Origin of the sequence: Actinoplanes sp. NPDC024001, assembly GCF_040638955.1 — a bacterium.
In the GTDB taxonomy this organism is placed as follows: domain Bacteria; phylum Actinomycetota; class Actinomycetes; order Mycobacteriales; family Micromonosporaceae; genus Actinoplanes.
Map to the genome: position 1 here is coordinate 1 of NZ_JBEZZB010000004.1, position 12,100 is coordinate 12,100.

The window sequence follows — 12,100 nt, forward strand, 5'->3', positions numbered from 1 at the left end:
TTCACCCAGGTCTCGTTATCGGTCTCGTGCACCGGCAACAGGAACAGCAGGACGACCGCGATCACGACGAAGATCGCCAAGGTCCTGAACCGCCCAGCGCCTGAGCAGCCCGGATGAGCGCGGGGACGGCGGTCAGCGGGTCGAGGCCGCCGTCGGTGGGGATGTGCAGGGCCGAGTCCGGTACGTCGCGCAGGTGCGGTTCCATCGAGGCCACCGCCGCCCGGTCGATCAGGTGCTGGCCGGGCGCGGCGGTGGCCGGCGACGGCCAGGAGAGGGACCCGGTCCAGCGGTGTGCGATCCCCGGCACCTCGGCGGCGAGCCGGTGGTGGTCGGCGAGCACGAAAGGGCGCAGGTCCTCGGAGGCGCCGGGCCAGTCGCCGCCGCTGGTGCCGCCGAGCCAGCCGAACGAGCGGGATGTCGCCGGTGGGACGCGGTCGCCGCGGTCGAGGAGAACGACCGGCAGACCGGCGCGGGCGGACTCGTAGGCGACGCAGGCGCCGACGATCCCGGCTCCGGCCACAACCACCGGCCTCGATAGACATCGGTTGATATCTGGACGCATTGGTGTGATGCTAACCCCGGGAGCGCTCCCATACCCCGAACGCCGAAGAACGGAGGACGAACCGTGCCCCCACACGAGTCCCAGCGATCCGGCCGCAAGCCTGTCCAGATCCTGATCGTGGTGCTCGCCACGATGGTCAGCTTGCTGCCGTGGTCCGGCGCCGCCCAGGCGCACGGCACCATCGTCAGCCCGGCTACCCGCGCTTATCAGTGCTGGCAGACCTGGGGCAGCCAGCACATGAATCCGGCCATGCAGACGCAGGATCCGATGTGCTACCGGGCCTTCCAGGCCAACCCGGACACCATGTGGAACTGGATGAGCGCGCTGCGGGACGGCCTCGGTGGTCAGTTCCAGGCCCGGACCCCGGACGGGCAGCTGTGCAGCAACGGGCTCACCCGCAACGACAGCCTCAACCAGCCCGGCGCCTGGAAGACCACCACGATCAGCCGTAACTTCACCGTGCGGCTGTACGACCAGGCCAGTCACGGCGCGGACTACTTCCGCGTCTACGTCAGCAAGCAGGGGTTCAACCCGGCCACGCAGAAACTCGGCTGGGGCAACCTCGACTTCATCACGCAGACCGGCCGGTACGCGCCGGCGCAGAACATCTCGTTCAACGTCAACACCTCGGGTTACACCGGGCACCACATCGTGTTCGTCATCTGGCAGGCCTCGCACCTGGACCAGGCCTACATGTGGTGCAGCGACGTGACCTTCGCCTGATCGGCACGGCTTCGGCCCAGGACGTCAGCCGGCGTCCTGGGCCGGGGCGGTGCGACCCGGAACGGCAACGAGGTGAGGCAGCGATCATGAACAACCGATACCGTTACGCCGGGGTGGCAGCGGTCCTGCTCGCGGTGACGGCCGCGGTCGTCGTCCTGGACAAGCCGGACGGGCCGGAAGCCAAGCCGGCGGATCTGCGGGGGTCGATCATGGCCCGCATGCGGACCACGCTGGAGCAGGCGGACCCGGGACAGCACCACCACGCCGGGCATCAGGCCCAGGCGGCGGCCGGCGGTGAGCAGGCGAAGCCCCCGGTGATCTGCGGGGTCTACGTCTACGGCCACGAGCCCGCCGAGGCGACCACGCTCGCCGGGGTACGCACGGTCTACGGCTTCCACCTGTGCGGCGTCGCCGAGCAGAAACGCCCGTGGGACGTGGCGGTCAAGCTGGCCGGCCCGGTGATCCTGGACCTGACCACCGAGCCCGTGGGCATCCAGGTGGTGGAGGCGACCGCCGAGGTCAAGTACATCGACCGGCTGCGGCAGATGTTCCCGGAGAAGTACGCGGAGCTGGCCCAGAAGGAGGCGCTGTCCGACGCCGAGATGGCTGATCTGCGCAGCCGGTACGACGACGCGGCCGGGTTGTGAGCCCGGCTCAGCCCAGGTCTTTGGTGTAGTGGCGAACCGGCTGGCCGGTCACGAAACCCTCGTCCTCGTACAGCGCCTGCGCCGACCTGTTGGTCTCGTCGGTGGACAGCTCGACCCGGATCGCCCCGGCCTTGCGCGCCTGTTCGGCGACCGCCCGGATGAGGGCGCGGCCGATCCCGAAGCGGCGGAACTCCGCGTCCACGTAGAGGTCGTTGAGCGTCCACACCGGGGCGCGGCTGACCGAGCTGAAGGTGGGGTAGATCTGGGCGAGGCCGGCCGCGGCGCCGTCGACACGTGCCAGGAAGACGATCGACTCCCCGCGGGTGAGCCGCTCGCTCAGGAACGCGCGCGCGTCGGAGTGGTCCCCGGGCGCCTCGTAGAAGGCGAGGTAGCCCTGGAAGAGCGCGGTGATGGCATCGAGGTCGGCGAGGCCGCCCCGGTCGATGCGAATCTCCGTGCGCTGGTCGGTCGGATCTGCCACTGGTCGTTACCCCCGTTACGCGACAAAGGCCACTGTCCCTCGCATCCCACCACGCCGGGCGGCCGGACGGGACATCGACGTGTTTGAGATCATGCGCGGATGCCTGTGAAACTCGTGCGGACGACGGCCAAACCCATCCAGGTCAGCGAGTCGGCGACCGTGGAGCTCCGGTGGGACGCCGCGGCGATGTGGTCCTACATGTGGAACCCGGCCTCCAGCGTGGAGCTCGGCGAGCACACCGAGGTCGGCCTCACGCTGCCGGGCACCAGTTACGGTCTCGGGGAGATCCAGGTGTTCCTCCATCGGCTGCCGGACGGCCGGCGGCAGGCCAGCCTCATCGAGGTGGTCGAGTTCGAGCCCGGGCGGCGCGCCGTGACGCGCAGCCTGGTGTCCGCCGTGCCCAACCTCAGCGTGCTCACCATCGAGCCGCTCGGGCCCGGCTCGTGCCGGCTCACCCAGGAGCACCGGGCCGACCTGCCCGCCGGTATTCAGGTCGCCATCGTCGAGGAGTGCCGCAAGAACTTCCGGGAGGAGTTGCGGCAGCTCATGTCGAGGCTCACGGAACTGACTCCGCGCTGACCGGCGCCCGCCGGGTGACCAGGAAGCCGAAGGCCGCGGCGGTGAAGAACATGACGATGCCGTAGACGGCGGCCGGGATGGCCATCTCGGTGCTGTTCAGCAGAGTGGGGCTGACGGCGATGGTGATCGCCAGGGTGCTGTTGTGGATGCCGATCTCCATGCCGGCGGCGATGGACTCGCGCCGGCCGACCCCGGCCAGGCGCGGCGCGCCGTACCCGATGGCGAGGCTGATGATGTTGAAGATGAGGACGGCGACGCCGATGGCGACGACGTAGTCGGCGACGTTGTCACGTTCCTTGATGATCGTGCCGGCGATGACCGCGACCAGCACGACGACCGACAGGATCTTGACCGGCCGGGCCAGGCGCCCGGCGAGCTCGGGGAAACGGGCGCGCAGCGCCATGCCGATGGCGACCGGCACCAGCACGATGGCGAAGACCTGCAGCACCTTGTCGAACTGCAGGCCGAGGGATCCGGCGCCGGGCAGGAAGTGCGCGGCCGAGAGGTTCACGATCACCGGCAGGGTGACGACCGCGAGCACCGAGTTGACCGCGGTGAGGGTGACGTTGAGCGCCACGTGCCCGCCGAACAGATGGCTGTACAGGTTGGCGGTGGTGCCGCCGGGTGAGGCGGCGAGCAGCATCATGCCGACCGCCAGTTCGGGTCGCAGGTCCAGGGCGACGACGAGCCCGAAGCAGAGCGCGGGAAGCAGCAGCGCCTGGCAGGCGAGCGCGATCAGAGCCGGTCGCGGGTAGCTCACGACGCGGCGGAAGTCGGCGACGGTCAGTCCGAGACCGAGGCCGAGCATGATGATGCCGAGCGCGACAGGCAGCCCGACAGCCGTCATTGGCGAGTCCATGGCGCAGGATTGTGCCCCACGTCACAGACGCGAGGAATCCTCATTTCAGCCAGGTTCCGGAACTTTCGTCGATGTCGATGGAACTATGGACACGTTCATCGAAAGTCATTAACGTCTGGGCTACCGCGAGACCCTCCCTCGGTCCCGCTTCCCCCGCCAGGCCGGTGAGTCGGCGCAGGTCCCCGCACCTGGCAACCGTCACGAAAAGTGGACCTGCCATGCCCCTGAAACCCGTCCTCGGGTCGCTGCTCCTCGCCGCTTCACTGATCCTGGCCGTGCCCCGGCCGGCCCTCGCCCATCCCGTCGATCCCACCGACTTCCAGCAGGTCACCCTCGCCAAGGGCGTGGCCGAGGTCGGCGAGCCGATGGCCATCGCGGTGCTGCCGGACCGGTCCGTGCTGCACACCGCCCGCAACGGCACGCTGCGGCGCACCGACGCCGCCGGCAACACCACCGTGATCGGCACGCTGCCGGTCTACACCCACGACGAAGAGGGCCTGCAGGGCGTCGGCGTCGACCCCGGCTTCGCCACCAACCGGCAGATCTACCTCTACTACGCGCCGCCGCTGTCCACCCCGGCCGGCGACGCGCCCACCACCGGCACCGACTTCTCCGCGTGGAACGGCGTCAACCGGCTGTCCCGGTTCACCCTCAACGCCGACTTCACGCTGAACACCGCGAGCGCGGTCACCGTGCTGGACGTCCCGGCCACCCGGGGGATCTGCTGCCACGTCGGCGGCGACATCGACTTCGACGCGGCCGGCAACCTCTACCTCTCCACCGGAGACGACAGCAACCCGTTCGACTCGGCCGGCTACTCGCCGCTGGACGAGCGCACCAACCGCAACCCCGCCTACGACGCGCAGCGCACCTCGGCGAACACCAACGACCTGCGCGGCAAGCTGCTGCGGATCAAGGTGAACGCGAACGGGTCGTACTCGATCCCGAGCGGCAACCTGTTCCCGGCGGGGACCGCGAACACCCGCCCGGAGATCTACGCGATGGGCTTCCGCAACCCGTTCCGGATGAGCGTCGACAAGGCCACCGGCGTGGTCTACCTCGGCGACTACGGCCCGGACGCGGGCTCCACCGACCCGAACCGCGGGCCCAGCGGGCAGGTCGAGTTCAACCGGATCACCAGCCCGGGCAACTACGGCTGGCCGTACTGCACCGGGACGAACACCACCACCGAGACCTACAACGAGTGGAACTTCGCCACCGGCACCACCGGCGCCAAGTACAACTGCACCGGCGGGGCGACCAACAACTCGTTCCGCAACACCGGGCAGGCCACCCTGCCGCCGGCCCGGCCGGCCTGGATCCGCTACGCCGGGGACGCCGGCAGCCCACCCGAGTTCGGCGGCGGCTCCGAATCGCCGATGGCCGGACCGGTCTACCGCTACAACGCCGCCAACCCGTCGGCCACCAAGTTCCCGCAGTCGCTCGACGGGCACTTCTTCGCCGGTGAGCTCGGCCGGGGCTGGATCAAGCCGATCCACGTCGGCACCGACGGCTCGGTCGGCGCGATCTCCGACTTCACCTGGAACGGCAAACAGGTGATGGACATGGCGTTCGGGCCGGACGGCTCGCTCTACGTGCTGGACTACGGCACCGGCTACTTCAACGGCGACGCCAACTCGGCGCTCTACCGCTACGACTACGTCGGCGGCGGCAACCGGGCGCCGACCGCGGTCGCCGCGGCCACCCCGACGACCGGGCAGGCGCCGCTGACCGTCACGTTCTCCTCCGCCGGATCCTCGGATCCGGAAGGTGGGGCGCTGACCTACTCGTGGAACTTCGGCGACGGCACCACCTCGACCGCGGCCAACCCGACCAAGACCTACACCGCGAACGGCACGTACACCGCGACCCTCACGGTCACCGACCCGCAGGGCGCGTCCGGCACGGCGAGCGTGCCCATCGGCGTCGGCAACACCGCGCCGGCCATCAGCATCGGCACGCCCGGCAACGGACAGCTCTTCTCGTACGGGGACAGCGTGCCGTTCACGTTCACCCCGAGCGACCCGGAGGACGGCACGGTCAACTGTGCCCGCGCCAAGATGACCTACGTGCTGGGCCACGACAGCCACGGCCACCAGATCACCTCGGTGAACGGCTGCACCGGTGTCATCACCATCCCGGTCGACGGCGAACACGACGAGGCGGCGAACATCTTCGCGGTCTTCGACGCCGAGTACACCGACGCGGCCGGGCTCACCACCCACAAGCAGCACATCCTGCAGCCGAAGCACCGGCAGGCCGAGCACTTCGCGACCTCGTCCGGGATCAACACGTTCACCAAGACGCCGGCCGAGGGTGGCAAGACGGTCGGCGACATCCACAACGGCGACTGGATCGCCTTCAACCCCTACCAGCTGGGCAACGTCACGTCCTTCACCGCCCGGGTCTCCTCGGCGGGAGTCGGCGGGACGCTGCAGATCCGGGCCGGCTCGGCGACCGGGACGGTTCTCGGGTCGGCCACCGTACCGGTGACCGGTGGCTGGGAGACCTTCACCAACGTCAGCGGCACGGTGAGCGGCGCGCCGGCCGGAACCACCACGCTGTACCTCACCTTCGCCGGCGGCACCGGCGCCCTCTTCGACGTGGACGCCTTCACCCTCAACACCCAGACCGCCGGCCCGATCACCGGCCTGGCCGGCAAGTGCCTCGACATCTCCGGAGGCGCCGGCGCCGACGGTACGAAGGTGCAGCTGTGGACCTGCAACAACACGGCAGCCCAGTTCTGGGCCCGGCAGGGTCAGACGTTCCGCGCGCTGGGTAAGTGTCTCGACATCGCCGGAGGCGGCACCGCCAACGGCACGAAGGTGCAGCTCTACACCTGCAACGGCACCGCCGCACAGAACTGGGCGCCGCAGGCCGACGGCACGATCCGCAACCCGCAGTCGGGCCGCTGCCTCGACGTCAGCCAGAACAGCTCCGTGGACGGCCAGCAGATCCACATCTGGGACTGTCACACCGGAGCCAACCAGAAGTGGGTGCTCTCATGAGAAGGACCCTCCTGATCCTCGCCATGATCGCGGCGACGCTGGGCACGCCCACGGTGGCGCAGGCCGACACCCCCTATGACGTGCTGGTCTTCTCCCGCACGGCCGGGTTCCGGCACGACTCCATCGCGGCCGGCACCCAGGCGGTGCGCGAGCTGGGCGCGGCCAACGGGTTCACGGTCACGGCCACCGAGGACCCGGCCGTGTTCACGGCGGCCGGGCTTTCCCCGTACGAAACAGTGATCTTCCTGAACACGACCGGTGACGTGCTGAACGCGGCCCAACAGACCGCCTTCGAGGGCTGGATCCGCTCCGGGCGCGGTTTCGTCGGGGTGCACGCCGCCGCCGACACCGAGTACGACTGGCCGTTCTACGGCGAACTGGTCGGCGCCTGGTTCGCCTCGCACCCGGCGATCCAGCCCGCGAACGTCAAGGTCGAGGACCGGGCGCACCCGGCCACCGCGCACCTGCCGCAGGTCTGGAACCGCACCGACGAGTGGTACGACTACCGCACCAACGCCCGCTCCACCGCGCACGTGCTGGCCACCCTGGACGAGTCGTCCTACTCCGGCGGCACGATGGGCGCCGACCACCCGCACGCGTGGTGCAAGACGTACCAGGGCGGCCGCTCCTTCTACACCGGGGGCGGGCACACCGTGGCGTCGTACGCCGAAGCCGCCTTCCGCGCCCACCTGCTCGGCGGCATCCGGTACGCGGCCGGCCAGGCCAAGGCCGACTGCCGGCCGGAGGCCGGCTACACCCCGCTCTACAGCGGCTCGACCGCCGGCTGGTCGCAGGCCGGTCCGGGCGGGTTCACCAACGCTGACGCCACGCTCACCTCGACCGGCGGGATGGGCCTGTTCTGGTACAGCGCGAAGCAGTTCACCAGCTACTCGCTGAAGCTGGACTGGCGGCTCGCCGGCGACGACAACACCGGGGTGTTCCTCGGCTTCCCGCCGTCGAGCGACCCGTGGTCGGCGGTGAACAACGGTTACGAGGTGCAGATCGACGCCACCGACGCCGCCGATCGCACCACCGGCGCGGTCTACGGGTTCAAGTCCGCGGACCTGGCGGCGCGCGACGCCGCGCTGAACCCGCCGGGCGCGTGGAACACCTACGAGCTGCTGGTCGAGGGGGAGCGGCTGCGGGTCTACCTCAACGGCGTGCAGATCAACGACTTCACCAACACCGACCCGGCGCGCTCACTGGCCGGTCACATCGGCATCCAGAACCACGGCGACGGCGACGAGGCGTCCTTCCGCAACATCCGGATCAAGGAGCTCGGCGGCCCGGCCGCGTCCGGCCCGATCAAGGGCCTGGCCGGCAAGTGCCTGGACGTCTCCGGCGCGGCCACCGCCGACGGCACGAAGATCCAGCTGTGGACCTGCAACGGCAGCGGCGCCCAGAACTGGACCCGGCAGGGCAGCACGTTCCGCGCCCTCGGCAAGTGCCTCGACGTCGCCGGTGGCGCGACCGCCAACGGCACGAAGGTCCAGCTCTGGACCTGCAACGGTACCGGCGCGCAGAACTGGGCGCCGCAGGCCGACGGCACGATCCGCAACCCGCAGTCGGGCCGCTGCCTGGACGTCAGCCAGAACAGCTCCGCCGACGGCCAGCAGATCCACATCTGGGACTGCCACACCGGCGCCAACCAGAAATGGACCCTCCCAGCCTGATTCCGTTCCCCACCACGACCCCGGCCGCAACCCCTTGCGGCCGGGGTCGCTGAACTATCGCCGGCCGCAGGCGTCGAACTGATTGATCGCAACATCGGGAAGGGGACAGACGATGGTGGTGCACATCAGGGACGCCGTCAACGATCTGGCGTTCGCGCCGCGGGAGCCGGTGGAGGTGGCCCTCGACCGGTATTACGCGCCGGACCTGGAGTGGCGTTCGGACGGTGTGGTGAAGGACCGGGCGGCCTTCGGCGCGATGGTCGCCGGTCTCCAGTCACAGATCGTCAGCGGCGGCGTGACCGTGCTCGACGAGCACATCGACGGCAACCGGTATGCGGAGCGGCACCTCTACGAGGCCACGCTGACCGACGGCACGACGCTGCACCGGGAGATCTACGTGTTCGGCGAGTATGCCGAGGACGGCCGGTTCCGCCGGGTCAACGAGACCGGCTTCGACGTGCCGCGGTGAGCTACCGGTTGGTCAGGCGTTCCATGTGGTCGGGGTAGCGCTCGCCCCGCACCTCGATGCTGGCGGCGGCGGCCTCGATCTCCCGCAGGTCGCCGGCCGTCAGGTCGACGCCGGCCGCGCCGAGGTTCTCCTCGAGGCGCTCCAGGCGGCGGGTGCCGGGAATCGGGACGATCCACGGCTTCTGGGCGAGCAGCCAGGCCAGCGCGATCTGGGCGACGGTGGCGTTGTTGCGCGCGGCGATTACCGCCAGCAGGTCCACCAGGGCCTGGTTGGCGCGCCGCGCCTCGGCGTCGAAGCGGGGGATGAGCGTACGGATGTCGCCCTCCGCGAACGCCGTGTTCTGGTCGATCTTCCCGGTGAGGAAGCCCTTGCCGAGCGGGCTGTACGGCACCAGCCCGATGCCGAGCTCCTCGCACATCGGGATGATCTCGGCCTCCGGCCGGCGCCACCACAGCGAGTACTCGTTCTGCAGGGCGGTCACCGGCTGCACGGCGTGCGCGCGCCGCACGGTGGCCGCGGCCGCCTCCGACATGCCGAAATGCTTCACCTTGCCGGCCTCGATCAGCTCCCGGACCGCGCCGGCGACCTCCTCGATCGGCACGTCGGGGTTGACGCGGTGCTGGTAGAACAGGTCGATCCGGTCGGTGCGCAGCCGCCGGAGCGACGCGTCGGCGACCTGCCTGATGTGTTCGGGGCGGCTGGACAGGCCGGCCTGCTTGCCGTCGGCGCCGAACGCGAACCCGAACTTGGTGGCGATGACGACCCGGTCCCGCACCGGTTGCAGCGCCTCGCCGACGAGTTCCTCGTTGACGAACGGCCCGTACACCTCGGCGGTGTCGAAGAAGGTGACGCCGCGGTCCACCGCGGCGCGCAGCAGGGCGATGTTGGCGGCGCGGTCCGGTCCGGGCCCGTAGCTCTGGCTCATGCCCATGGCACCGAACCCGAGCGCGGAGACCTCCAGTCCCTGACCGAGGATGCGTTTCTGCACGACGACTCCCTTCGTGAGGTGCCACGACGATAGGCGGGGCCGGTACCGGTGTGGCAGTTTCTGCCGTGCCCGGTACTGGCAGACCCTCCCAAGCCGCTGGGCCGGGGCCTACCGTCGGGGGCATGGACCACCGCAGCGAGATCCGCGACTTCCTCACCACCCGGCGCGCGCGACTGACCCCGGAGCAGGCCGGGCTGCCGGTGTTCGGCGGCACCCGGCGCGTCGTCGGGCTGCGCCGCGAGGAGGTCGCCATGCTCGCCGGTGTCAGCGTCGACTACTACACCCGGCTGGAGCGCGGCAACCTCGCCGGCGTCTCGGACGGTGTGCTCGAGTCGCTGGCCCGGGCCCTGCAGCTGGACGACGCCGAGCACGCCCACCTGTTCGACCTGGCCCGCACCGCCAACGCCTCCCCGGCCACCCGGCGCCGCCCGGCCGGCGGGCGGCGCGTCCGGCCCGCGGTGCAGCGCATCCTCGACAGCATGGTCGCCATCCCCGCGTGGGTCCGTAACGGCCGCCTCGACCTGCTCGCCGCCAACGCGCTCGGCCGTGCGCTGTACGCGCCGGTGTTCGACAGCCCCGCGCGGCCGGCGAATACTGCCCGTTTCACCTTCCTGGACCCGGCGTCCCGCGACTTCTACGCCGACTGGGACCGTACCGCCGGTGACATCGTCGCCATCCTGCGCGCGCAAGCCGGCCGCCACCCCTACGACCGGGACCTCACCGCCCTGATCGGGGAGCTGTCGACCCGCAGCGAGGACTTCCGCGTCCGGTGGGCCGCGCACCACGTCAAGTTCCACCGCACCGGTGGCAAGCGGCTGCGCCATCCGGTCGTCGGCGAGCTGGACCTGCAGTACGAGGCGATGGAACTGATCGCGGACGAGGGGCTGACCATGCTCGCCTACACCGCCGAGCCCGGCTCGCCCAGCGCGGACGCCCTCACTCTGCTGGCCAGCTGGGCAGCCACCGCTGACCGGCCGCAGGCCGCGCCCACCGACGGCACGCACCCGGGGTAAGCTTTGGCCGGCCGTGGCACTGCTGGAGGAGGTGAGTCCCGTGAACGTTGTTCCGATGTGGGCTCTCCCCCCGTCGTCACGGTTGGGCGATTGACGTAGGTGTCGCCGGGGAGCGCTGAGACAAGCACTCCGAGAGGCGATATCTATGGACTCTGTTGTCACACAGGTCTCCGAGCGGCACTGGCACGCGCTGGGCGACGACCGGGTGGTCGGCCGCGGCGAGGCGTCCCGCAGGCCCGACGGGCGGTTGTTCCTGAGCATCGACGCGTGGCAGGAGACGGCTTTCGACCGGCTCGCCGGCGCCATGCTCACGCAGCTGCCGAAGCCGTTGTACACGGTCGTCGACGAGGCCGACCTCGACCTGTTGACCAGCTGGGAGCGGATCGGCTTCGCGCCACGGCGGCGCGAGTGGGAGTACGTGGTGCCCACCGGACCCGGCGCGGCGCCCCCACCGGCGGGCGTGACGATCATCGCGGCGGGGGAGGCCGACGAGGGCCGGCTCCGCGCGCTCGACCAGGACATCCGCGACGAGGTCGAGGCCACCGTCGGCTGGCACAACATGCCGGCCGAGGTGCTGGTCCGGCCGCTGCTGGATCCCGCGGCGTTCACCGTGGCGGAACGGTCCGGCGACTATGTGGGGCTGGTGCGGGTGGCCCCCCTGCCCCGGCAGCCACGGATCGGCCTGATCGCCGTACGCAAGGATCTGCGTCGTCGCGGCATCGCGCGTGCCCTGCTGGCCGAGGTGCTGCGGTCCGCGCATCGTCGCGGGATCGCGACCGCGTCCGCGGACGTGCACCAGTCCAACGCGGCGGCGGTGGCGCTGTTCGAAGGCGCCGGCGCCCGCCGGGCCGGCAGCAACCTCGAGTTGGTGCTGCGCTGATGGACGGCATCCAGTTCGAGGGCACCGTGGTCGAGTGCCTGCGCAACGCCACGTTCCGGGTCGAGCTCGTGAACGGGCACAAGGTGCTGGCGCACATCAGCGGGAAGATGCGGAAGAACTACATCAAGGTGCTGCCGGAGGACCGGGTGCTGGTGGAGGTCAGTCCGTATGACCTGACCCGCGGCCGGATCCTCTTCCGTTACCGGAACTGACGCGGA

At 70.3% G+C, this 12,100-nt stretch carries 13 protein-coding genes; 9 read left to right on the forward strand and 4 right to left on the reverse strand.

From position 1 onward, the window contains the following. Positions 1-61: 61 nt before the first annotated feature. On the reverse strand, positions 62-526 hold the full coding sequence (locus AB0F81_RS03060) for an FAD-dependent oxidoreductase (RefSeq protein WP_360190014.1): 465 nt from the start codon (positions 524-526) through the stop codon (positions 62-64). Between the two features lie 99 nt (positions 527-625). On the opposite strand from AB0F81_RS03060, the gene AB0F81_RS03065 reads away from it, so the two are divergent. Further along, positions 626-1,285, forward strand: a complete 660-nt coding sequence (locus tag AB0F81_RS03065) for a lytic polysaccharide monooxygenase (RefSeq protein ID WP_360190016.1) — start codon at positions 626-628, stop codon at positions 1,283-1,285. An 86-nt stretch (positions 1,286-1,371) separates the two neighbouring features. Beyond that, entirely contained in the window at positions 1,372-1,932 is a 561-nt protein-coding gene (locus tag AB0F81_RS03070; protein WP_360190019.1) for a hypothetical protein, read from the forward strand. 7 nt (positions 1,933-1,939) lie between these two features. Here the strand turns inward: AB0F81_RS03070 and AB0F81_RS03075 are convergent, their stop codons facing one another. After that, entirely contained in the window at positions 1,940-2,413 is a 474-nt protein-coding gene (locus AB0F81_RS03075) for a GNAT family N-acetyltransferase (RefSeq protein WP_360190022.1), read from the reverse strand. 99 nt (positions 2,414-2,512) lie between these two features. Between AB0F81_RS03075 and AB0F81_RS03080 the strand changes: the two genes are divergently transcribed. Then, positions 2,513-2,992 carry a hypothetical protein gene (locus tag AB0F81_RS03080; RefSeq protein ID WP_360190025.1) on the forward strand — a complete coding sequence of 160 codons (480 nt, stop codon included), beginning with the start codon at positions 2,513-2,515 and terminating at the stop codon, positions 2,990-2,992. On the opposite strand, the gene AB0F81_RS03085 is transcribed toward AB0F81_RS03080, so the two are convergent. Beyond that, positions 2,970-3,851 carry a bile acid:sodium symporter family protein gene (locus AB0F81_RS03085; protein WP_360190028.1) on the reverse strand — a complete coding sequence of 294 codons (882 nt, stop codon included), beginning with the start codon at positions 3,849-3,851 and terminating at the stop codon, positions 2,970-2,972. The genes AB0F81_RS03080 and AB0F81_RS03085 overlap by 23 nt on opposite strands. A 218-nt stretch (positions 3,852-4,069) precedes the next feature. On the opposite strand from AB0F81_RS03085, the gene AB0F81_RS03090 reads away from it, so the two are divergent. The 3 genes from AB0F81_RS03090 to AB0F81_RS03100 all read left to right on the forward strand — a co-directional run bounded on the left by AB0F81_RS03090 (position 4,070) and on the right by AB0F81_RS03100 (position 9,001). After that, positions 4,070-6,859 carry a PQQ-dependent sugar dehydrogenase gene (locus AB0F81_RS03090; protein ID WP_360190031.1) on the forward strand — a complete coding sequence of 930 codons (2,790 nt, stop codon included), beginning with the start codon at positions 4,070-4,072 and terminating at the stop codon, positions 6,857-6,859. Beyond that, positions 6,856-8,532 (forward strand): ThuA domain-containing protein, encoded by a 1,677-nt coding sequence (locus tag AB0F81_RS03095; protein WP_360190034.1) that lies wholly within the window; start codon positions 6,856-6,858, stop codon positions 8,530-8,532. The genes AB0F81_RS03090 and AB0F81_RS03095 overlap by 4 nt, the downstream gene beginning before the upstream one ends. 112 nt (positions 8,533-8,644) lie before the next feature. Further along, positions 8,645-9,001 carry a hypothetical protein gene (locus AB0F81_RS03100; RefSeq protein ID WP_360190037.1) on the forward strand — a complete coding sequence of 119 codons (357 nt, stop codon included), beginning with the start codon at positions 8,645-8,647 and terminating at the stop codon, positions 8,999-9,001. Between the two features lies 1 nt (position 9,002). Here AB0F81_RS03100 and AB0F81_RS03105 read toward each other — a convergent pair whose 3' ends face one another. Then, positions 9,003-9,989, reverse strand: a complete 987-nt coding sequence (locus AB0F81_RS03105) for an aldo/keto reductase (RefSeq protein ID WP_360190040.1) — start codon at positions 9,987-9,989, stop codon at positions 9,003-9,005. Positions 9,990-10,111: 122 nt separating this feature from the next. Between AB0F81_RS03105 and AB0F81_RS03110 the strand changes: the two genes are divergently transcribed. The 3 genes from AB0F81_RS03110 to infA all read left to right on the forward strand — a co-directional run bounded on the left by AB0F81_RS03110 (position 10,112) and on the right by infA (position 12,094). Beyond that, positions 10,112-11,002: a helix-turn-helix transcriptional regulator gene (locus AB0F81_RS03110; protein ID WP_360190042.1), complete on the forward strand. Its 891-nt coding sequence runs from the start codon at positions 10,112-10,114 to the stop codon at positions 11,000-11,002. A 145-nt stretch (positions 11,003-11,147) separates the two neighbouring features. Then, positions 11,148-11,882 (forward strand): GNAT family N-acetyltransferase, encoded by a 735-nt coding sequence (locus AB0F81_RS03115; protein ID WP_360190045.1) that lies wholly within the window; start codon positions 11,148-11,150, stop codon positions 11,880-11,882. Further along, on the forward strand, positions 11,882-12,094 hold the full coding sequence (infA, locus tag AB0F81_RS03120; RefSeq protein ID WP_360190048.1) for a translation initiation factor IF-1: 213 nt from the start codon (positions 11,882-11,884) through the stop codon (positions 12,092-12,094). Before AB0F81_RS03115 ends, infA begins: the two co-directional genes overlap by 1 nt. Positions 12,095-12,100: the final 6 nt, after the last annotated feature.